The 21,449-nt window shown below is 66.0% G+C and carries 18 protein-coding genes; 8 read left to right on the forward strand and 10 right to left on the reverse strand.

Annotated elements, in window-relative coordinates:
* Nucleotides 1–22: 22 nt before the first annotated feature.
* Entirely contained in the window at nucleotides 23–1,072 is a 1,050-nt protein-coding gene (locus Q4I23_RS05340; protein ID WP_498525509.1) for an alpha/beta fold hydrolase, read from the forward strand.
* Between the two features lie 84 nt (nucleotides 1,073–1,156).
* Nucleotides 1,157–2,938 (forward strand): cytochrome c biogenesis protein DipZ, encoded by a 1,782-nt coding sequence (locus Q4I23_RS05345; RefSeq protein ID WP_498525510.1) that lies wholly within the window; start codon nucleotides 1,157–1,159, stop codon nucleotides 2,936–2,938.
* Nucleotides 2,939–3,506: 568 nt separating this feature from the next.
* Here the strand turns inward: Q4I23_RS05345 and Q4I23_RS05350 are convergent.
* Nucleotides 3,507–4,175 carry a hypothetical protein gene (locus Q4I23_RS05350; RefSeq protein ID WP_498525511.1) on the reverse strand — a complete coding sequence of 223 codons (669 nt, stop codon included), beginning with the start codon at nucleotides 4,173–4,175 and terminating at the stop codon, nucleotides 3,507–3,509.
* On the reverse strand, nucleotides 4,172–5,572 hold the full coding sequence (locus Q4I23_RS05355; protein WP_454017420.1) for a selenium-binding protein SBP56-related protein: 1,401 nt from the start codon (nucleotides 5,570–5,572) through the stop codon (nucleotides 4,172–4,174). The genes Q4I23_RS05350 and Q4I23_RS05355 overlap by 4 nt, the downstream gene beginning before the upstream one ends.
* 341 nt (nucleotides 5,573–5,913) lie before the next feature.
* On the opposite strand from Q4I23_RS05355, the gene Q4I23_RS05360 reads away from it, so the two are divergent.
* Nucleotides 5,914–6,306, forward strand: a complete 393-nt coding sequence (locus Q4I23_RS05360) for a nuclear transport factor 2 family protein (RefSeq protein ID WP_237905541.1) — start codon at nucleotides 5,914–5,916, stop codon at nucleotides 6,304–6,306.
* Nucleotides 6,307–6,395: 89 nt separating this feature from the next.
* Here Q4I23_RS05360 and Q4I23_RS05365 read toward each other — a convergent pair whose 3' ends face one another.
* Together Q4I23_RS05365 and Q4I23_RS05370 are read right to left on the reverse strand one after the other, a co-directional pair.
* The gene (locus Q4I23_RS05365; protein WP_498525512.1) at nucleotides 6,396–6,569 is read right to left on the reverse strand and encodes a hypothetical protein; all 174 of its coding nucleotides are present in this window, start codon (nucleotides 6,567–6,569) and stop codon (nucleotides 6,396–6,398) included.
* 261 nt (nucleotides 6,570–6,830) lie between these two features.
* Nucleotides 6,831–8,318, reverse strand: a complete 1,488-nt coding sequence (locus Q4I23_RS05370) for a SulP family inorganic anion transporter (protein WP_498525513.1) — start codon at nucleotides 8,316–8,318, stop codon at nucleotides 6,831–6,833.
* Nucleotides 8,319–8,830: 512 nt separating this feature from the next.
* Between Q4I23_RS05370 and Q4I23_RS05375 the strand changes: the two genes are divergently transcribed.
* From Q4I23_RS05375 to Q4I23_RS05385, 3 genes are all read left to right on the forward strand, one after another.
* The gene (locus Q4I23_RS05375) at nucleotides 8,831–10,849 is read left to right on the forward strand and encodes an ELWxxDGT repeat protein (protein ID WP_498525514.1); all 2,019 of its coding nucleotides are present in this window, start codon (nucleotides 8,831–8,833) and stop codon (nucleotides 10,847–10,849) included.
* Nucleotides 10,850–11,245: 396 nt separating this feature from the next.
* Nucleotides 11,246–11,683: a hypothetical protein gene (locus tag Q4I23_RS05380; protein WP_498525515.1), complete on the forward strand. Its 438-nt coding sequence runs from the start codon at nucleotides 11,246–11,248 to the stop codon at nucleotides 11,681–11,683.
* Nucleotides 11,684–12,291: 608 nt separating this feature from the next.
* Entirely contained in the window at nucleotides 12,292–13,083 is a 792-nt protein-coding gene (locus Q4I23_RS05385; protein WP_498525516.1) for a DUF3891 family protein, read from the forward strand.
* A 143-nt stretch (nucleotides 13,084–13,226) separates the two neighbouring features.
* Here Q4I23_RS05385 and Q4I23_RS05390 read toward each other — a convergent pair whose 3' ends face one another.
* Complete coding sequence (locus Q4I23_RS05390; RefSeq protein WP_498525528.1) at nucleotides 13,227–14,102, reverse strand: IS5 family transposase; 876 nt, start codon at nucleotides 14,100–14,102, stop codon at nucleotides 13,227–13,229.
* A gap of 317 nt (nucleotides 14,103–14,419) precedes the next feature.
* Here Q4I23_RS05390 and Q4I23_RS05395 point away from each other — a divergent pair, with 317 nt between their 5' ends.
* Together Q4I23_RS05395 and Q4I23_RS05400 are read left to right on the forward strand one after the other, a co-directional pair.
* On the forward strand, nucleotides 14,420–14,932 hold the full coding sequence (locus Q4I23_RS05395) for a GNAT family N-acetyltransferase (RefSeq protein ID WP_498525517.1): 513 nt from the start codon (nucleotides 14,420–14,422) through the stop codon (nucleotides 14,930–14,932).
* A 189-nt stretch (nucleotides 14,933–15,121) separates the two neighbouring features.
* The gene (locus tag Q4I23_RS05400) at nucleotides 15,122–15,343 is read left to right on the forward strand and encodes a hypothetical protein (protein WP_237905535.1); all 222 of its coding nucleotides are present in this window, start codon (nucleotides 15,122–15,124) and stop codon (nucleotides 15,341–15,343) included.
* A gap of 49 nt (nucleotides 15,344–15,392) precedes the next feature.
* On the opposite strand, the gene Q4I23_RS05405 is transcribed toward Q4I23_RS05400, so the two are convergent.
* The 5 genes from Q4I23_RS05405 to Q4I23_RS05425 all read right to left on the reverse strand — a co-directional run bounded on the left by Q4I23_RS05405 (nucleotide 15,393) and on the right by Q4I23_RS05425 (nucleotide 21,407).
* Complete coding sequence (locus tag Q4I23_RS05405) at nucleotides 15,393–15,896, reverse strand: DUF5872 domain-containing protein (protein ID WP_498525518.1); 504 nt, start codon at nucleotides 15,894–15,896, stop codon at nucleotides 15,393–15,395.
* A 95-nt stretch (nucleotides 15,897–15,991) separates the two neighbouring features.
* A complete protein-coding gene (locus Q4I23_RS05410) occupies nucleotides 15,992–17,668 on the reverse strand; it encodes an ABC transporter ATP-binding protein (RefSeq protein WP_498525519.1) in 1,677 nt (558 codons plus the stop codon).
* Nucleotides 17,669–17,741: 73 nt separating this feature from the next.
* A complete protein-coding gene (gene fhuB / locus Q4I23_RS05415; protein WP_498525520.1) occupies nucleotides 17,742–19,730 on the reverse strand; it encodes a Fe(3+)-hydroxamate ABC transporter permease FhuB in 1,989 nt (662 codons plus the stop codon).
* Nucleotides 19,723–20,619, reverse strand: a complete 897-nt coding sequence (locus Q4I23_RS05420; protein ID WP_498525529.1) for an iron-siderophore ABC transporter substrate-binding protein — start codon at nucleotides 20,617–20,619, stop codon at nucleotides 19,723–19,725. The genes fhuB and Q4I23_RS05420 overlap by 8 nt, the downstream gene beginning before the upstream one ends.
* Nucleotides 20,616–21,407 carry an ABC transporter ATP-binding protein gene (locus Q4I23_RS05425; protein ID WP_498525521.1) on the reverse strand — a complete coding sequence of 264 codons (792 nt, stop codon included), beginning with the start codon at nucleotides 21,405–21,407 and terminating at the stop codon, nucleotides 20,616–20,618. Before Q4I23_RS05425 ends, Q4I23_RS05420 begins: the two co-directional genes overlap by 4 nt.
* Nucleotides 21,408–21,449: the final 42 nt, after the last annotated feature.

Consider the following 21,449-nt stretch of genomic DNA (forward strand, 5'->3'; position numbering starts at 1 on the left):
CCATCCCACCGGAGACAGACAGATGCCCGAGGCCATCAACCGCGACCGCCGCCGTTTTCTGGGCACAGCGGCCATGACTCTTGCCGCAACGCAGATCGGCCTTTCCGGGCCAGCCACCGCGCAGGCCGCCGAAGCGAAGCCGACGACGCGCCCCGTCAAGCCGGGAACGAACACGCCGTTCGGTCCGCTGAAGCAGATCGACGCGGGCGTCCTGAACATCGGCTATGTGGACGCCGGCCCTGCCGATGGCCCTGTGGTCGTCCTGCTGCACGGCTGGCCCTACGACATCCACAGCTTCGTCGACGTCGCGCCCGCGCTGGCATCGGCGGGCTACCGGGTGATCGTGCCCTATCTGCGCGGCTATGGCACGACGCGGTTTTTGTCCGGCGAGACCTTCCGCAACGGTCAGCCGTCGGCGCTCGCCCTCGATACCATCGCGTTGATGGACGCCCTCAGGATCGAGAAGGCAACGCTCGCCGGCTTCGATTGGGGCGCGCGGACCGCCAACATCGTCGCGGCGCTATGGCCGGAGCGGACCAAGGCCATGGTATCGGTCAGCGGCTACCTCATCGGCAACCAGGAGGCCGGCAGGAAGCCGTTGCCGCCGGAGGCCGAACTCGAATGGTGGTATCAGTTCTATTTCGCCACGGACCGCGGCCGGGCCGGCTATGACCAGTACCGGCACGACTTTGCCAAGCTCATCTGGCGGCTCGCCTCGCCGAAGTGGGAGTTCGACGACGCCACGTTCGACCGCTCCGCGGTGGCCTTCGACAACCCCGACCACGTCGCCATCGTCATCCACAATTACCGCTGGCGGCTTGGCCTGGCTCCGGGCGAACCGAAGTATGACGAACTGGAACAGCGGCTTGCCGCAGCTCCGGTGATCGCCGTGCCGACCATCACCATGGAAGGCGACGCCAACGGCGCCCCCCACCCGGACGCCGGCGCCTACGCCACGAAGTTCTCGGGCAAATACGCGCACCGGCTCATCGCCGGCGGCACCGGCCACAACCTGCCCCAGGAAGCCCCGCAGGCCTTCGTGGACGCGGTCGTCGACGCTACCAAGCTCTGACCGGTTCTGGCGCACGCGTTCCCCCCGCCATCACCCCTTCACCGGAGGCGAGCGGCGCAGGCTGCCGCTCCCCCCAAGGAAACGATGATGACCCTTCTGGTTGTTGCCTACCTCGGGGGCATGCTGACCATTGTCAGCCCATGCATCCTGCCGGCTCTTCCCTTCGTCTTTGCGCGCGCGGAAAAGCCGTTCGTCACGAGCACTCTGCCGATGCTGGCCGGCATGGCCATCACCTTCGCCGCGGTCGCGACGCTGGCGGCGGTCGGAGGCGGCTGGGCCGTCCATGCCAATGACCTGGGCCGCCTCGTCGCGCTTGCTCTGCTCGCCGTGTTCGGCGCAGCGCTGGCCTCCCCGCGGGTCGCCGGCATCCTGACACGGCCGGCCGTCGCCTTCGGGAATCGCATCCTGCATACGGCAGGCGAGCCCGGTTCCGCCCCGACCTTCGGCGGATCGCTTCTGATCGGGGTGGCGACCGGGCTGCTCTGGGCACCCTGTGCCGGGCCGATCCTCGGCTTCGTGCTGACCGGTGCGGCCCTGCAGGGCGCCAACGTGCAGACCACGCTTCTCCTCCTGGCCTACGCGGCCGGGGCGGCCACGTCGCTGGCGCTGGCGCTGCTGGTCGGCGGCCGGCTGTTCGGTGCCATGAAGCGGTCGCTCGGCGGCGGAGAATGGGTTCGCCGGGGCCTTGGCGTGGCTGTCATCGCGGGGGTTGCCGCCATCGGGCTTGGCCTCGACACCGGGCTTTTCACCAACCTGTCGAGCACCAACACCGACCGGATCGAGCGCGCCCTGCTCGGCAATTTTGGTTCGGAGGATCAGGAGTTGGGCCAGGAATTTGGAATGAGCATGGTGGCGAGCGACGCCGTGGTCCAGACGGCGGGCAGGCCGTTCCAGAGCGCCCTCCCGGTGAAGGGAACGTTCCCGTCGCTCGACGGAGCGGCAGAGTGGCTGAATTCGGCGCCGCTGTCGACGGAAGCGCTGCGGGGCAAGGTGGTCCTGGTGAATTTCTGGACCTACTCGTGCATCAACTGCATCCGCGCCCTGCCCTATGTCCGCGCGTGGGCGGACAAGTACAAGGATCGGGGGCTTGTTGTGATCGGCGTGCACACGCCCGAGTTCGCTTTTGAACGAAACGTCCAGAACATCCGGAAGGCGCTGACCGATTTCCAGATCGACTATCCGATTGCGGTCGACAGCAATTTCAAGGTCTGGCGCGCCTTTCGGAACAGCTATTGGCCAGCGCTGTACTTTATCGACGCCAAGGGCCGCATCCGGCACCACGCGTTCGGCGAGGGCAACTATCAGGAATCCGAAAAGGCCATCCAGGAGCTTCTGGCGGAAGCCGGCGAACGCAGCGCGTCCAACGACGTCGTGACGCCCGACGCCAAGGGTGCCCAGGCAGCGCCGGACCTTGCCCACATCCGATCCTCAGAAACCTACATCGGTTATCAGCAGGCGTCGAACTTCGCCTCCCCGGAAGGGATGGGCGGCGACCGCGCCCGAACCTACACGACCAAGCCTCTGAGGCTCAACCAGTGGGGCTTGGCCGGCAACTGGACGGTCGGTGCCGACCAAGCGACCCTCAACCAAGCCGGGGGCGGGATCACCTATCGATTCAGCGCGCGTGACCTTCACCTGATCCTTGGGCCAGACGCGGATGGCCAGCCGGTCCGTTTCCAGGTGACCATCGACGGCAAAGTGCCGGGCGAGAACCATGGCGCCGACATCGACGCCGAAGGGCATGGCACCGTCACTCAGACCCGCCTGTACCAACTCGTGCGGCAGAGCCGCGACATCGGGGAGCGCACGTTCGAAGTCCGCTTCCTGGATCCGGGTGTCGCGGCTTTTGCCTTCACCTTTGGCTGAGCGCCGCGCCGATGGAGATCCTGAAGGAGATTTCCGCCATGATGAAACTCGCTATCATCCTCGTCCTCGGGCTGTCGGTCCTGGCAGTCCCTTGCGTCTATGACACCGACCCCCGTGAGCCGTCACCGTTCACGGCCTTCTTCATCCGGAACTGATGGTCCTGCCGCAGCGCTTCGTTGCAGAAGCACCTCCACCTGCCGGTCCATGACCGCGGCGGTCTGCTCATCACGACTGCACCGGAAGCCGGAGACAATACAAAATACAATTTTCCGGCACCATCCCGAACCATCAGCAGCCAATGTAAACCGGCTTGCGTTTTTCCGGCAAAGGCCTGCCGCCCCTCGCGGCGGTCAGCCGTGTCGCGCGACGTTGGCGCCTAAATCATCGGAGGCTGGCGGTGTCGAGGGTTTGGCGAGTATAGGGTCGCCGTTGGCGTCGCGGCCCTCAACCGTATGCTCGACCTTGGACGCCCTGAATCCGTTCGCGTTGCCTGAGCGCCAACGGGGGTGGGGCGATCTCTTGCTCCGCTCACCTCGCTGCAACACGCCGTTGGTAGCGCCAAAGCCAGTCACCTCAGGAGGACGAGACCAATCCCGGTGCCGATCAAAGCACCCGCCCACACCAGATCGAAATTCACCCAGCCACGGCGCAGGATACCGAGCCCGACGGTCTCGAAGACCACCAGCCCCACGATCGCGATTACCACCAGCATGGCCGCCATATGCACCAGGACGACAGCCAGCCCGGCGGCCGCCGACCCGAGTGCGGCAATCATGCCCGTCATCTCGGCTCCCGGTCCACACAGCGACAGCGCCATCAGTTGGGCCGGCGCGAGCATGCCCAGCAGCAGGGGCAGGATCATCAGCCCGGCCCCGTGCGCCGATGCCATCAGGAACGACCACAGCGCCAGCCCGGCAAAACCTGTGCGCATGCCGACCCGCACCCGATGCCGGTAGCCACGCACCAGCCGATAGCCACCAAGGCCGATCAGCACCGTCACCGTGGCCAGCTTCAAGAGATCCGGCGCGATGACCGGTTGGACCATGGTAAAGCCGATCACCACCACCAGCACGGATAGCGCGTGGCCCAGCGCGATGGGCGGCAGCGCCTTGACCACCGCCCCGCAGCGGCCTTCCTGAAGTCCGAGAGCTACGGCGAAGAGCCACCCCATGGCCGGGTTGACTCCGTGAAAGGCGCCGAGGCCGATCAGCGCCAGCCACTGCCACGCATCGCTCATGGATAGCAGTACGAGTCCGAGGACGCGTCGCCGCCTTCCAGCCGGATCTGGTGTCCGCGGAAACCGTCGTCGAACCGCAGGAAGAACCGCTCGTCGATGCTCAGGCCACCCTCCGGGGAGGCGTCGAGCTTGACCATCCAACTCTTGATGCCCTCGGGATAGAACTGCTCATCCCAGCTCCGGTACAGCGAGTTGGTGAAATAGACCCGTTTGCCGTCACGGCTGACCTCGACCATCTGGGGGCCGCCGTTCAGGTCTCCTTCAGCACTTGGATGTCGGCTGCGCCCGACGATCCCGCCCAACCGGACCGAGCCGGTCAGTTTGGGTCGGAAGGGGTCAGAGACGTCGTAGCGTTGCATCTCTCCGGTGCCCCAGCACGACACGTACAGCCAACGGTCGTCCAGCGACAGGTCGATGTCGGTGACCAGCGGCGGCACCGCCTTGAAGCCTTTGAGAATGGGCGGCAGTTGATCTGGATCGGCCGGTTCAGCCGGGATGTCGATGACTTTCCGCATTGCCCACTGTTCACCGTCGCGATGCCACAGCCAGATCGACGAGGAGAGATCCTTCAGATTGACCACAGCGTTCATGAAGCCATGCGCCTTGGTCGGATCGTGCGCCGGGCGCAACTCCAGTGCCAGCTGATACTCCGGACCCAAATCGATGGTCTGCCGGTGCCGGCGGCGGTGCAGGTCCCAGAAGTGGACTCGTCGACCATACTTCGCACCCAGCAGAAGTTCCGGGTTGAGGCCGTCCTCGATCATGTCGGGCGTACCCCATTCGCTGGTGATCATCGTATCCTGGCCGAGATGCCACCAGACGTCGTAAGAGAGGAACTGCGGGCCGCGGTCGATCTCCCATTGGCCGAGCACGTCGAATGTCTCATGGTCGATAAGGAATACACCGCCCGGCCCACCGCCATTGCCCCCGCCGTTGCCGAGCGCGCTGACATAGATGCCCTCGGGACCGCAGTGCAGCGTGTGGGGGCGGGAATAGTTGGCGCGGGAGGCCAGTTGTTCCGGCTCGATCACCTTGGCGATCTTTGGATGGGCTGGGTCCGCCTTGGTGTCCACGATGTGAATGCGCGAGGACCGCAGCCCCGGTACGATGAGGTAGCGGCGCTCGACGTGCGGATGAGGCGCATAAGGGCACAAAGCGGAACTGCAGGCGTTCCAGCCGAAATGATGCAACTCGTCACCGACATTTGGCATGTCGAGGCGGCTGATGATCCGGCCGTACCCCGAAGAGCCGGGATCGACGTCGACGACACCGAGGGCATCCGGGCGGGCGGCGGTGTCCGTGTTCAACATCGCCACATAGGCCAGCCGCTCCGGGGGAGCTTGCATCGCCATACGTGGAGACGGATAGAAGCTGGGATCGGGGGTCCAAGTGGCCATGGAGGAACCTCTCAAGTCGCCACGCGCCTAACAAGGAGGGTATCGCGACACGGAGGTTCGTGATGCGAAGGAAAGGGGCTTGTCGGTTCTTCCATAAGTGGGTTTAGTCATCCCTATTTTGGTTCAGAATAATTGGGATAAACGCATGGTGGTCAGGTGGTGCTGGAACCCTGGCGCGTCTTATGCGCCATCCACATCCATAGGTCCCACGCCGATGGCCTGATCTGCGGGCTCCGTGAACGCGAGGACGGCCTTTCCATACCCATCCGCGCTGCGGACTTGCCGCATCCAGAGGCGTATTTTGGCACCTTCGCACCTTAACTTTCCCATGGAGGGGTGCCATGACCACGTCGGCAGCGAAAACCATCGATTTCAGTGACCTGAAACGAGCCATCGAATGCAGCGATGCCGACACACTGGTCCAGTTTTATACCGATGATGCCGAGATGATCATCGTCGATCGCAACCGTCCGCCCAGCGCGCCGATGACGCTGTTGGGCAAAGAAGAAATCACGGCATTCTGGCGCGATGTCTGCTCCAGGAACATGACGCATCGTGTCGGTCGAGAGGTGATTGGGGCGGACCGCGCCGCCTTCGTTGAGGAGTGCGCCTACCCTGACGGGTGCCATGTGATGTCGGCGATGACCCTCGAGCTGCGCGACGGTCGGATCGCCCGGCATCTTACTGTTCAAGCATGGGATGAGGTCAGCTGCGCGCCTGCTCGAACTTCCTGAAGCCTCCCTCCTATCCCATTGAGGGTTCCGTCAGCTCTACGCCAGGGCTGGCGAGTGGGCACAGGGCGGCCGGCCACCGGCGCGGTTGGTTAGGCGACGGCGAGCATGTCGCGCAGAGCCGCGACTCTCCGGACATAGACGGCCCGTCGCCGGGCGGCCGGGACGTGCTGCTTGCGCTTGGTCGCCGGCCGCAGGACGTTGCGCACCTCATCATGAACGCGGCAGAAGCGGTGAGCGCTGTTCGGCTGGTGGAAGCCGCGCATCGGCCGTGCGCGCCCTTTCAGCCCGCGGTGATGTTGCTCCAAATGGTTGTTTTGCACTTGGGGGCGGTTGAGCGGTCGGCGACGCCGGGCGATGACCGCCAGGTCGTCGGGGCCGAGGGTGTCATGGCGGCTGAGGCTACTGGTGAAGTCAGGGCGCGCGGCGGACTTCCCCCGGCGGCCCAGGCGGCATGGTCACAAACGCTCGGCGTGTAGGCTGAGCCGTCCACCAGTGTCAGCAGGCATGTCATTGCCCATCCTCCCTCAATGGGCCGGCAGGCGCTCCATGGCACCCGGTTTGTCGTGAATCGCCAGCTTGTCCACGATGGTTTCGCTGGCATGGTTCAGGCCGACGATTTCGACCTCGGCCCCTTCCCGGCGGAACTTCAGCACCACCATGTCGAGCGCGGAGACGCTGGAGATGTCCCAGATGTGGGCGCGGCTGACGTCGATGGTGACCGTCTCCAGTGCCTCGCGGAAGTCGAAGGCGGCGGTGAAGCTCTCGGCCGAGGCGAAGAACAGCTGTCCCTCGACGGTGTAGGTGCGTGCGGTGCCGTCATCCGACAGGACGGAGGTGACGCGGAACAGTTGGGCCACCTTGTCGGCGAAGAACAGGCCGGACAGCAGAACGCCGATCAGGACGCCGATGGCGAGATTGTGCGTCGCCACCACACCAACGACGGTCGCCACCATGACGATGCTGGAACTGCGCGGGTGCGTCCTCAGGTTCTTCAGCGAAACCCAGCGGAAGGTGCTGATCGATACCATGATCATGATGGCCACCAGCGCCGGCATGGGGATGAGGCGCACCCAGTCACCCAGCGCGACGATCAGGAACAGCAGGAAGACGCCGGCGCAGAAGGTGGAGAGCCGCCCCCGGCCGCCCGACTTCACATTGATCACCGACTGGCCGATCATCGCGCAGCCGGCCATGCCACCGATGAAGCCGGTGGCGACGTTGGCGATGCCCTGTCCGATGCACTCGCGGTTCTTGTCGCTGCCGGTATCGGTCAGATCATCGACGATGGCAGCCGTCATCAGGGATTCAAGCAGCCCGACCACCGCGATCCCGGCGGAATAGGGCAGGACGATCCACAGTGTCTCGAAGGACAGCGGCACCTGGGGCAGCAGGAAGACCGGTAGGGTTGAGGGCAACTCGCCCATGTCACCCACGGTGCGCACATCGAGGCCGAACGCGACCGACAGCGCAGTCAACACCAGGATGCACACCAGCGGCGATGGGACCGCGCGCGTCACCCGCGGCACCAGATAGATGATGGCGAGGCCGCCAGCGACCATGGCGTAGGTAAGCCAAGTGACACCGATAAGTTCCGGCAACTGAGCCAGGAAGATGAGGATGGCCAGGGCGTTGACGAAGCCGGTCATGACCGATTTCGACACGAAGCGCATGAGGACGCCCAGCCGCAACAGGCCACAGCTGACCTGCAGCACGCCGGCCAGCACGGTCGCGGCCAACAGGTATTGCAGACCATGGTCCTTCACCAGGGTGACCATCAGGACCGCGGTGGCCGCGGTTGCGGCGGAGATCATTCCCGGCCGGCCACCGACGATCGCGATGATCACAGCGATGGAGAAGGAGGCGTAGAGCGCGACTTTGGGATCGACTCCTGCGATGATGGAAAATGCGATGGCCTCCGGGATGAGGGCCAGGGCGACGACCAGCCCGGCAAGCACGTCACCGCGCACGTTGCCGAACCACTCCGTACGGAGTCGTTGCAAATTGAATGTCATGAAGCTCGTGGAAAAGGAGGGGCACGGCGGCTCCAAAGAAGCCAGCCGGCATCACGGCAGGATGTGTGAAGGCGCAACGCCCGCCACATGACGACCATCCCCAGGCGACCCAGCGGGGTCGGAGGACACTAAAGCGGATCGGTCAAGGCGGCGTATTGCGGTGCAGCATGCACCTTCCCTACCAGATCACGCTGATTGGGGCAACCAGGGACATGAAAGGATTACTGTGTTTCGACACTCCGCAGGAGCCCGACCCCGCTTGGGATGTCATCGGACGAAGCCTTCCGTTGCGGTCCGGCATAGCTTGGAGGACAGAGGCTCTTGGTTTGCCCCATTAACGTATAATCACGCCTGTCCTATGGCGCATCCCCATTACGGGCCACACACAATATTAAAATTACAAAGACTATAAAAATGAAATAACCTAACTATTTTTATGGTGCGTTCATCCCAAAATTGTCATTCTGCAACATGCAATCTTCTGATCAATGCTTCATCCGATTGGAGGGGGCATGTCACTAACGAAGATCGCTGTCTTCACAGCCACAATGCAAAACACGGGCGCTGAACTTTGGGTCACCGACGGCACGCCGTTGGGGACGCGCCTTATTGCCGACATCAGACCCGGCGAGGAGGGAAGCGCTCCCCAGGACGCTGTCGTTGCCGGCGGCAAGGTATTCTTCACCGCCGACGACGGCCTGCATGGACGCGAACTCTGGGTCACGGATGGCACCAGCAGCGGGACCCGGATGTTCGACGCTGCGGCCGGTGCCGCATCAGGCACCCCGGACGACCTGACTGTGGTCGGCAACCGGCTGTTCTTCACTGCGGACGATGGGATCCACGGCCGTGAACTGTGGGTGAGCGACGGAACCGCGTCGGGGACGCGGATGGTCGCTGACCTCATGCCGGGGATACAAGGGTCCTCCCCATCGGCGTTGACAGCTGCACACGGCCGGATCTACCTGCACGCAGACGGTGACACTCAGGATGGGATCTGGAGTTCCGATGGCACCGCCGCCGGAACTCTCCTCTTCCATGAGATGGCGCCGCTGCCCTCCTGGTCCTACGGCATAACGCTGGTCAGCATGAATGACGGAGGGGTGGCCTTTCACGAGGGGACGGCGTCCTGGCCTTCCAAGCTCACCTTCGTCAATGCCAACGGCACCGCGACGGCATTTGCGAACCTCATCCCCGACAGCGGGGCCGTCCGCTATTCCTCCTCGCCCGAGGGGATCGTGGTGTCAGTCACGAATGTGATCGACTGGACCGGGAGCATGGAGTGGCCTACCGCCGTCCGTCATTCAACCTTCTGGGTCACCGATGGCACGTCCGAGGGCACGCGCTACCTTGGCGACCTGACCATGCAGGGCTGGGACCTTGAGCGGATCGCCGGCGTGCGTAACGGCCATGTGGTGTTCACAACCGACATGGATACCTACCGGGTGGAACAAGGTTCTGCCTCGCTGATCGGAATTCTGGAAGAGGCTACTGGCAAGGTAAGCTTTCTGCCGAGCCAGGAACTCGCCAACCCGCTCGGATGGCTCGATACGGGACTGCCCGGCGATGATGGAGATCGCCTTCTCTTCTTAGACGAAAGCTATTGGTCGGGCTCGCAACGCCTGCTGGCGAGCGATGGCACACCTGGGGGCACCGCCGAACTTCATCAGAACGATTGGATGTACCAGGACATTGAGATTGCCGGCGGCCGGGCCTTCTTTCTGACGGACCAGAGCGGGGCCAATCCCGCTGCTCTGTGGGTGACCGATGGCACGCCCGAAGGCACACACAAGGTGCAGAACACATCGGGGGGAGGCTTCGGCGACAAGCTCCTCGGGGATCTTGATGGCCACATGCTGGGGTTCGATCGTGATTACGTCGCCAAAACCGATCGGTTCTTCCTGTCCGACGGCACGACGGACGGCACCATCGTACTCGCGGAGCTTCCCCCTGGAATAGGGAACGACTATTGGGATCACACGGCCAAGCTGCTCGGTGTCATCGCAGCACCGGACGGTATCCACCGAGGATCTGAAGGCAACGACACGTTGCTGGGCGGAGATGGTGCGGACCGGATTCATGGATTGGGTGGTGACGACCACATCTTGGCCGGTGCCGGGGACGATCGGTTGAACGGCGGCGCCGGCGCAGACTTCATCGACGGGGCGGAAGGTGCCGATCGCCTTTATGGCATGTCCGGGCGGGATGTCCTCGTGCCGGGGGCTGGGCGGGACATCGTGGATGGTGGTGTCGGCGATGATGTGCTGCTTGCCGAGCGGGACGGCGAGAGCGACCAATTCTTCTTCGCCCCAGGCAGCGGCGCTGATGTGCTGACTGCCCTTGACCCGCTGCTGGACGTCATCATTCTGAAGGGATTCGAGCAGGACATCGGTACGGCGGCATGGCGGGCAGAGCACGTCATCGAATTGGGGGGAAGCGTGCATGTCGATCTCGGAGGCGGAGACAGCATCCTCGTCCTGGACGCGATGGCACAGGACCTCCGCTTTACGGTCATCGACCCAAGCCTCTAACTGGAATGGCCCGAGATCCTTGGCGGTCACACCCGAGATTCTGGCCCGTTCTGGGACCGGATTTCCTGAGACGGGAAAGGGGCGCCGGCTCACATTTGGTGAGACGGAGTGTTGGTGCACGGAGGAGAGCCGGACCGGTTGGCGGGGTCGAACGCGCCGTGTAGAAGGGCGGCCTTTTCGTTCTGACCACCACCGCGGCCGGAGGCGCTTCGCAGGTCGGCCCGTTAATCGAGCAGACCCATGTCGGCGAACGCTGAGGCGCCCTGACCACATGGTGCGGACGACGCGCGAACAAACGGCTCCAGTCGGCAACGCTTGTTGAACAAATCCATCGCGGCCGGTCCGTTGTTTCCTGTTCAAGGCATGGATCCACACAGTCAACCATCAGGAGCAGCCATGGCCATTGCCGAAGGGTGGACGACGACGGTCCGGCGTTGCGGATGTCTGGCGGCCGTTGCCGTCCTGACGGGGTCTTGCGCCAACCCGCAGGCGGAGCTGGCGTTGCGCGCCCCAACGGCCATGGTCGGCATGAGCAAGGGGGATCTCATGGCGTGCGCCGGCGTACCGGAACGCATGACCGCCGGCGGCGACGCCGAGTTCATGGTCTACAGCCGGCAACAGACCCTCATCGACCGCGATGTCGATTGGGAGCCCAATCCATGGCTGGGACCGCGGGGACCGCTGCTCTGGGAGCCCGACGTGACGACCTATGTCCGGACCTACCGGTGCGAGGCCACGGTCGTTCTTCGTGAGGACCGCATCGTCGAGGTCCGCTACAACCAGAACCGCGACGCCACCCTCTGTTACCAGATCGTCGGCAACTGCGTGCGGTAAACGCGCAAGATCAGCGGTGTCGGATTGGGCCGCGCTTCATCCGGCCAAGCCAGAGATCGTCTCGGTCCGCATGCGCACGTTACTCAACATTCAGTATGCCAAGACGCCCGGCCGCAATTAGGTTTTCAGCATTTCCCCGTGACGATGCCGCCTGGACCGTGTTCTGGCGTGAGGAGAGGAGGCACCATGAAGGCTCACCGGCCCGCACCCCGGACCTTGTCACCATTCGCCCGCCCTGATGGGACCTGCGTTGGCCGCCCTCCGGAGGAGGACGATGAGGAGCCCGTCCCCGCCGCGCCAGCGGAACCCGAGGACGCTGCCGTCCAGCCTGCCGAGCCAATGAACCCGGCTTGACCCAAAGCGGGTCTTCTCCGCAATGGGTTGGAGGTGCGCCTCATGCTGCCCGGGCAGCGTGGGCTTTTTGAACCAGGCCAAGGGGAACGCGGATGAGTCCATGACCGACCTGGTGTGATTGGGTAAGCGGGACGAGCGTTCCATCCATTCGGCCGACCGGCACACCAGCATCCAAAGAGACGATCCCCGGCAGCATCCGTTTACAGGGTGTAGGTTGCCGGCTTCGGGCTCGACCATGAGCTGGGGAATGAACCATGCTGTTTCGCGATGTCGGCAAAGATGTGATCGCCATCCCACAGCCGAGCCATGCCTGGTTGTCGGGCCAACTGCTCCGCGCCTGGGGCAATGGGGTCTTCGCTCCGCCCGTACCCTACGAGGAGGTCTGCCTTGGGGCGGAACTGCACGACATCGGTTGGCTGTCCTGGGAAGCCTCCCCGACGCTGAACCCCCGGACCGCGCGCCCGCACAGCTTCCAGGAACTCGGCGCGGCCATCCATACCAGCCTTTGGACGGACGGGGTGCGCCGCGCGCTCGCGTTCGGGCGCTATCCGGCCCTTCTCGTCTCGCTGCACGCCGACACGATCTACGGCAGCTTTTTCGATTTCGCCAAGGCGCCGCCGGAGGATGCCGCGCTGGTTCGCCGCTTCCTGGACGACCAGCACCGCTTCCAACGCGCCTGCATCGAGGCGCTGTCGGGCAACCCGCGTTACACGCCAGCTCTCTCCCCGCCAGCGATCGAGCGCAACCGATTGCTTGTCGCCGCTGTGGACCACATGTCCTTGCAGATCGGATGGGGTCACACCAGCGAAGCGTGCATTCCCAATGTTCCGACCATCGGCGAGGCCCGGACGGAGATCCACCTCCGTTCACCGTCTGGCGACCCGACGGAACTGGCCGTTGATCCTTGGCCCTTCGCTGCCGACCATGTCGAGGTGGTCTGCGAGGGGCGGCTCCTGCGCGGCCGTTTCACCGACGAGCGGGCGATGCGTCAGGCGCTGAACGATGCGGAGCCCGTCACCATCTCAACTGTGTTGAGGCATCCGTAACGTCGGTTTATCCGCTCGGGCTGGAGCCATATAGAGTATTTGGCGTGATGGGTGCGCCGACCCGCAGCAAGTTGCCATCCGGATCAATGTAGCGTTGGTGCACGGAGGCGGTCGGTCGGTCTGTTCGTCCTTTCTGCTGCCAATTACGCCTTGCGAACCGAAACCGGGCGTCCTGCCTCGAGCATGCGGTTCAGGGCGGCGACGCCGATCATGGCCTCGGCTTGCTGGGCGGGCAGTGTCCGGGCGTGCAAGCGGTCACCGAGGATGCCCTTGTCGCGCGCCATAGCCGTTTCGCCACTGGACCGACGGCCGTATTTGACCTTCATCTGCCAGCCCATGCATCCGGTTTCGGCGATCCGCTGGATGTGACGATCGCGCTGTGTCGGGCTGTTGGCAGCGGTGTCTCTGGGCACCGCGGTGGCGCGTGGCGGAATGACCGTATGCTCAAGCAAGGGGCCGACCTGCGAAGCGCCGCCGGCCTCGGTGGTGGTCAGCACCGCACCCACGATGCTCAAGAACGCTGCGTCCACATACAGGTGCAGCTTTCGCCAACGCCGCGGCTGCCGGGCGCCACGCTTGACAGTCGGCCACTCGCCCGCGCCGTAGACCTTCAGGTCGGTGCTGTCGAGAACCAGGTGCACCAGCCCGTCTGGCAGCGCGGCCCGCAGGATCGGTGTCAGTATGGCCGAGCGCCGGCTCACGGTCGTGTGATCGGGCACCGGCAGGTCGAGCCCAAGCAGGTCCAGTAGAGACCGGAGCAGCCCCTCAGTCCGGCGGAGCGGTTGGTGGAACACCACGCGGACCAAAAGGGCGGTTTCTATGGCGAGGCCCGCGTAACGTGCCTGACCACCCGGGATGGTCCGAGGAGCCGCCCGCCAGCCGGCAAGCGCGGCCTCATCGACCCAGAAGGTCAGGCTGCCCCGCCGGCGCAGCCCCGCCTCATAGGACGACCAATTCGTCACCCGGAACGTCATCTCGGGGATGCGGTGGCGATGGGCAGCGTTGTGCTTGAAGGGCATGGCGGGCGCGGTGGTCAGAACGAAAAGGCCGCCCTTCTTCACGGCACGTCCGCCCCGCCAACCGGTCCGGCTCTCCTCTGTGCCCCAACGCCAATCAGATTCTGATCATTCTTTGAGTGAATGAAGCCTCCATTTATCAAATTTTGCGCTAGAAGATTCTCATTCGGAATGAGAGAGCAATATTGACGCCATTGAATTTAAAGACATTCACTTATCATTCTTTGGCTGAAGCACCACGTGCAACGTGAAACGGGCGGAGTCGAAAGGCTCCATCCGTTTTGTATCTCGGACATCCATGGCTTGGGAGTGGGGCATCAATGATCCGCATACGACCGGCAACCCCATGCGATGCCCCCGCCCTGCCGGGGATCGAGCGCAGTTCCGGCGTGATCTTCCGACAATGGGCGGGGCTGGAGTGGATTGCCGACGACGACGTCCAGTCGGAGGAGCGGCATCGCGCCCTGATCGCCGACGGCGTCGCATTCGTCGCTGAATTGGCAGGGTATGGACTCGCCGCCTTTCTGAACGGCACGGTGACTCCCGATGCCCTTCACCTTTGGCAGGTGGCCGTCCGCCACGACCAGCAGGGCCATGGCCTCGGGCGGCAATTGATCGAAACGGCCCAGCGCCACGCCGCCGGCCATGGCATCCCCTCCCTGACCTTGACCACCTTCAGGGCCGTGCCGTGGAACGAACCCTACTATCAGAGGCTTGGCTTCGTCACACTGGATGACGGGCAGCTCGGGGCCCGTCTGCGCGCCGTTCTGGACGCGGAGGAGCGGGCCGGGCTCCCCATCGCACAGCGTTGCGCCATGAGGAAAATGCTCTGATGGCGGCTCGCCGTGCGCCGCTCCGGGGTCCATGAAGAGTGCATGAAATATTTTATCTTCCAACAATTCGCCGGACAGATGCTTGAGTTGGCTGTAATTTTATTGCCTCGCTGCGTTGCACACTCTGCGTATCTGGTATTTGGTATGCCAGTGTAAGGTCGTCTCCATCAGACATGAGGGAGATGCACCATGGCCTACACCACCGCTTCGCACACCGATCACGACGGTCTTCTGTCGGGCATCGTCAAGGGCGTCCGTGAGTTCGTGAGCGCTTGGTTCGAGGCTTCCGCCGCCTATACCGTCTATTGTGAGCTGTCGGCTTTGAGCAGGGCCGAACTGGCCGCGCGTGACCTGCGCCGCGAGGACATCGGCCGCGTCGCCATGGACCTGCCGACGCTGATGCGCGAGTAACCCGTGCACGGTCTTCTCCAAGCCGGGAGAGCGCCGAACGCGTGACGGGTCAGGAGAGTGCCTTTTGCAGCTCCTCCTTGCTCATGCGGGACCGGCCGGGCAGGTTCCGCTGCTTTGCCTTCTCGTAGAGGGCCGCACGGGTCGCGTTCTCGTCGGCATGGTGCCGGAACGGCGCCGTCTTCCGGGCAACGTCGTCCGGCTGCTTGGAGAATTGTCTGCCCTTCTTCGTGTCGGCGCGCTTCTTGTCGCTGGTGCGCCGGTAGTCCGCTTTGGACAGGTGCTCGCGGGCCTGCCGGGGGAGGTAACGTTCCCCCGTTTCCCCGCTCGGCTTGCCGGAGCCCGTGCCCCACTCCTCGTCGGTCCACTGGCTCAGGCTGTTGTCCGCGCTTTTGGACCCCGCGTAGCCGCCGCCGCACCGCTTGTATTCCTGAACGGCCATCTGAGCCTTGCGGGCGGACCACTGGCCGGGCTCGCCGCCCTTGCCGCCTTTCAAGATGCTTGCCTTCACCGTCTCCCACAAATGGGGGTCGGTGCGCTCGGCGCCCGATGCCATGTCGCCCTCCTGCCTGTGACTCACGTCCACAAACAGGCCGACGGAGCGATGGTGCCGCGCCGAGGAGCGTTTCCGCCCCCCGGGACGCGGCGCGATCAGCCGCGCGCCGCCAGCTCCTCGTGGGTGATGCGCTGAAGCCCGCCCTCGGTGCCGACGACATAGACCTCGTCGGCGTTGCGGATGGTCGCCAAGCGGTGGGCGATGACCAGGGTGGTCCGCCCCTCCGCCAATTCCATCAGCGACTTCTGGATCTCCCGCTCGGTCTGGGTGTCGAGCGCGGAGGTCGCCTCGTCGAGGATCAGGATCGGCGGGTTCTTCAGGAACATGCGGGCGATGGTCAGGCGCTGCTTCTGCCCGCCGGACAGCTTCACGCCGCGCTCCCCGATGACGGTGTCCAACCCCTCCGGCAGGGAGGCGATCAGCCCGTCGAGATGGGCCCGCTGCGCCGCCTCCATGATCTCCGCGTCGCCGGCGCCGAGACGGCCGTAGGCGATGTTCTCGCGGATCGTGCCGCCGAACAGGAACACGTCCTGCTGGACGATGCCGATCTGCCGGCGCAGCGAGGCCAGCGTCATGGCGCGGATGTCCAGGCCGTCGATGGTGATGCGTCCCGCCATGACCTCGTAGAAGCGCGGCAGCAGCGAGCAGATCGTCGTCTTGCCGGCACCCGACGGCCCGACGAAAGCGACGGTCGACCCGGCCTTGATCGACAGGTCGATGCCCTTCAGCACCGGGCGCGCCGGGTCGTAGCCGAAGGACACGCCCTCGTAGCGGATGTCGCCCTTCAACGCCGGAGCCGCGATGGCGCCGGGCGCGTCGGCGATGTCCGGCTGGGTGTCGAGCAGCTGGGTGTAGCGGCGGAAGCCGGCGATGCCGCGGGGGTAGGTCTCGATGACCGCGTTGATCTTCTCGATCGGGCGGAAGAAGGTGTTGACCAGCAGCAGGAAGGCGAAGAACCCGCCCTGGGTCAGCTCGCCCACCAGCACGAAATGGGCGCCGGTCAGCATGACGACGATCAGGATCAGCCGCATGCTCATGTAGCTGAGCGTCATCGAGGCCGCCATGATCTTATAGGCGGCGAGCTTGGTGGTGCGGTAGCGGTCGTTGTCCTCGGCGAACAGCTTGCGCTCGTGGTCCTCGTTGGTGAAGGCCTGGACCACGCGCATGCCGCCGACATTCTCCTCGATGCGGACGTTGAAGTCGCCGACGCGGGAATAGAGCGACTGCCAGTTCTTCGTCATCCGCCCGCCGTAGCGGCTGGTCACGAAGGCGATCACCGGAACGATGGCCGCGGTGATCAGCGCCAGCGGCAGATGCACCACCGCCATCAGGATGAAGGCGCCGACGAAGGTCATGACTGCGATCAGCAGGTCCTCGGGGCCGTGGTGCGCCACCTCGCCGATCTCGTCCAGGTCGCGGGTGACCCGCCCGACGAGATGGCCCGTCTTGTTGTTGTCGTAGAAGCTGAAGGAGAGCTTCTGCAGATGGTCGAAGCTCTTGCGGCGCATCTCCGTCTCGATGTTCACGCCGAGCATGTGGCCCCAATAGGTCACGATGGCCATCAGCCCGCCGTTCGCCATGTAGATCGCCAGCAGCGCCACCGTGGCGGCGACGATCAGCGGCCAGTCCTGGGTCGGCAGGAGCTGGTCCACGAAGGCGCGCACGGCCATCGGGAATCCCAACTCCAGCAGGCCCGACAGGACGGCGCAGACGATGTCGAGGACCAGCAGGCCGGTGAAGGGGCGGTAGTAGGAGAGGAAGCGGCGAAGCATGGCTCTTCTCATTGCGGAACGGCAGAAAGGTGAACGGCAGAGGGGTGAACGGCAGAGGGGTGAACGGGACGGTTCACGGGGTGCGGGCGTCGGACCGGCCGAGCAGCCAGACCAGATAGGGGCCGGCGAGCAGCGCGGCAAAAAGACCAAGGGGCAATTGATAGGGGAAAGCGACGGTGCGGGCCAGCCAGTCCGACACCACCATCAGCCCGGCACCGACCAGGACAGCCCCGATCCCCTGCTGAAGCGGGCGGCCCAGCCCGGCCAGCCGGGCGAGATGCGGCGCAATCAGCCCGATGAAGCTCAGCGGCCCGACGAACAGCGCCGCTGCCGCGGTCAGCAGCCCGGCCAGCAGCACCAGCAGGACGCGGCAGCGCCGCACCGGCAACCCGACGGCCCGCGCCGTCACGTCGCCCAGCGGCAGAATCTCCAGCCACTTGGCGGTCAGCGGCAGGGTTGCCAACAGAAGCACCGCCACACCGGCGCAGAACCAGGCGTCGCCCGGACTGGCCTCGTTGGTCGAACCGCTCAGCCAGCGCAGAAGCGCGAAGGCCTGCGGCGTGCCGGTGGCGATGACCGCGGTCAGCACGGCGCTGCACAGGGCGCTCATGGCGATCCCGGCGAGCAAAAGCCGCTCCGGACCGAAGCCGGCGCGCAGCGACAGCGCCAGCATGGCGGCCAGGGTCAGCACCGCCCCCGCCGCCGACGCGGAAAGCTGCACGCCGAAGCCGGGTGCCGCGACGAGGAACAGCGCGGCGGTCAGCCCGACGCCGGCCCCGGTGCCGACGCCGAGGATTTCCGGGCTGGCAAGCGGGTTGGCGGTCACCCTCTGCAACACCATTCCGGCGGCGGCCAGCATCGCCCCCGCCGCCGCGGCGACCGCCACGCGCGGACCGCGCCAGCCCAGCAGCGTGTCGAGCAGCGGGCTGGTGGACAACGTCCAGCCGCCCGGCCCGTAGCCGACCGTGAGCGCGAGGCCCACGGCGACGGCGCCGAGGGCGGCGAACAGGGCGATCAGCCGGTAAGGGTGCGGGCTGCGGCGCGACGGCGCGGGACGGCTGTTCAGCGACGGCCATTCGAACATGCGCAGGCGCGGCAGCAGCCAGAGCAGCAGCGGGCCGCCGAGCAGCGCCGTCGCCGCCCCGGTCGGCACCCGCTCCCCGTCCACCCCGGCCAGAAGCTGCACCAGCCCGTCGGTCAGCCAGAGCAGGAGCGCGCCGATCAGGGGGGCGGCGACCAGCCTCTGGCCCTGGGTCCGCGCGCCGCTGAGATGGGCCAGCGCCGGGGCTGCCAGACCAACGAAGCCGATCACCCCGACCTCCGCCGTCACGCTGGCCGCCAGCCAAACTGCGACCCCGATGACGCCGAAGCGCGTGGCGTTGAGGGCGACGCCGAGGCTGCGGGCGCTGGCGTCGTCCAACCCGAGGATGGCCAGCGGGCGCATCAGCAGAAAGGCAGCACCGATGCCGATCAGCAGCCGGACGGCAATGGTCAGCGTCGACCCCCAGCTCTGCTGGGCCAGCGCCCCGCCGCCCCAGATGAAGATGGAGAAGAGATAGTCGCCATTGGCGAGAATCAGCGCGGCGCTGCCCATCGTCGCGGTCAGGGCGACCATCATGCCGGCCAGCACAACGGCCACCGGCTCCAGCCCGCGCCGCCACGTCATGGCGAGGATCAGCCCGACCGCCGCCAGCCCGCCGGCCAGCGCCACCCCCTCCCGCGCGTGGTCCATCAGCGCCGGGGCGTAGAGCATCCCCAGCGTCAGGGCGAGCTGGGCGCCCGCCGACACGCCGAGCGTCGAGGGCTCGGCCAGCGGGTTGCGCAGCACGCGCTGGAGCAGCAGCCCCGACAGGCCGAGCGCCGCCCCGGCGACCAGCGCCACCGCGATCCGCGGCAGCACGCTGTGATAGAGGATGACACCGTCCAGCCAGGCGGCGTCCGGCGGCAAGGGAATGGATGGCGCCGCGGCGTGCCCGGCGACCTGCCAGACGGACAGCGCGGCGGCGGCCAGCGCCAGCCCGCTCCACAGCAGAATGCGGTTGAATGCCATGCGCTCAGCCATGCCGCGCGCCTTCCAAACGGAGCAGGGCGGCGGTGACGAGGCGGGCGAAGCGCAGGGCGGCCGGAAGCCCGCCGAAATGGTTGACCGGCTCGATCACGCTCACCCGCTTCTGCCGCACCATCGGCAGGGCCTGCCACAGGGCGCTGTCGTCCAGCCCGCGCACCACGTCGGAGGGCAGCGGCGGAACGACGATGGTGATGGCGTCCGGCATGCGGGCCAGCGCCTCGATCCCCAGCGGTGCCGCGGCGCTGTAGCTCGATTGCGACGCCCAGGCGTTGCGCAACCCCAACCGTTGGAGCACCGCGCCGAACATGCTGTCGTCGCCGAAGGCGCGGACATGGCGGGCATCGCCGAAGTTGATCGCCAGAACCGGGCGGCGGACGCCGCCGCGCAGGGAGTTGCCCAGCCGGGCGATCTCCGCGTCGGCCCCGGCGACGAAGGCGCGGGCCTCCGCCTCCCGACCCAACGCCCGGCCGAGGGTCAGCGCCGCTTCGGTGGCGAGCGTGTAGGGCGGCACGCCCGGCTGGTAGATCGGCAGCGACAGGGTTTCCGCCACCCGCTCCAGGCTGGCCCGCTGCCCCTCATAATAGTTGGAGGTGAGGATGAGGTCCGGCCCGGCCAGCGTCAGCGCCTCGTAATTGGGGGTGCCGCGCAGACCGAGGTCGATCACCGAGTCCGGGACCCCCGGCTCGACGACGACCTTGCGAAACTGGATCAGTTCGGTCGCGGCGACCGGCAGGATGCCGAGCGCCAGCGCCGTCTCCAGCCCCGCCCAGTCGATGGCGGCGACCCGCCGCCCGGACGCGGCGTGCCCGAGGCGGGGCAGCAGCGCCGCTCCGGCGGCCAGCCCCAGCGCGTGGCGGCGGGTGATCGTCGCCCGCCCCGTCACAGCACGCAACCGATCGGCTTGCCGGTCACCGGGTGCGGGACGGTCGTCATGGCGAGGCGGTAGATGGCCCCCAGCGTCTCGCCGGTCATGATGGTGTCCGGCGTGCCCTGGGCGATCAGCGCGCCGTTGCGCATGGCCAGGATCTCGTCGCAGACGCTGGCCGCCATGTTGATGTCGTGCAGCACGATGACCGCGCCGATGCCGCGCGCCCGGCTCAGCCGGCGCACCAGCCCCAGCAGTTCCACCTGACTGGCGATGTCCAGCGCCGAGGTCGGCTCGTCGAGCAGCAGGCAGCGCGTGTCCTGTGCCAGCATCATCGCCAGCCAGACGCGCTGCCGCTCGCCGCCCGACAGGCTGTCGACCAGCCGGTCGGCAAAGGAATCCAGGTGGGTTTCGGCGATGGCTTCCGCCACCTTGGCGGCGTCCTCCGCCCCGAAGCGGCCGAGCGCCCCGTGCCAGGGAAAGCGGCCGAGCGCCACCAGCTCCCGCACCGTCATGCCTTCGGCGGGCGGAGTGAATTGTGGCATGTAGGCGACGGTGCGCGCGAAGTCGCGGTCGCCGATCCGCGCGAGGTCCGTCCCCAGGCAGCGGATGCTTCCGCCGCCCGGCGGCTGCTGGCGGGCGAGCAGGCGGATCAGCGTGCTCTTGCCCGACCCGTTGGGGCCGACCAGCCCATAGATCCGCCCCTGCTCCAGCCGGAGCGACAGTCCCGACAGGATCGCCCGTCCGGCAACGGAGAAGCTCACGCCTGCGAGGTCGTAGAGGGGTTGGGTCAGGTCCGGGCTCATCGGTCTTTCTGAATGTTCCTACTGGAAACCCTCTCCCGTCCC

The organism is Azospirillum sp. UFLA03-27 (assembly GCF_059803775.1).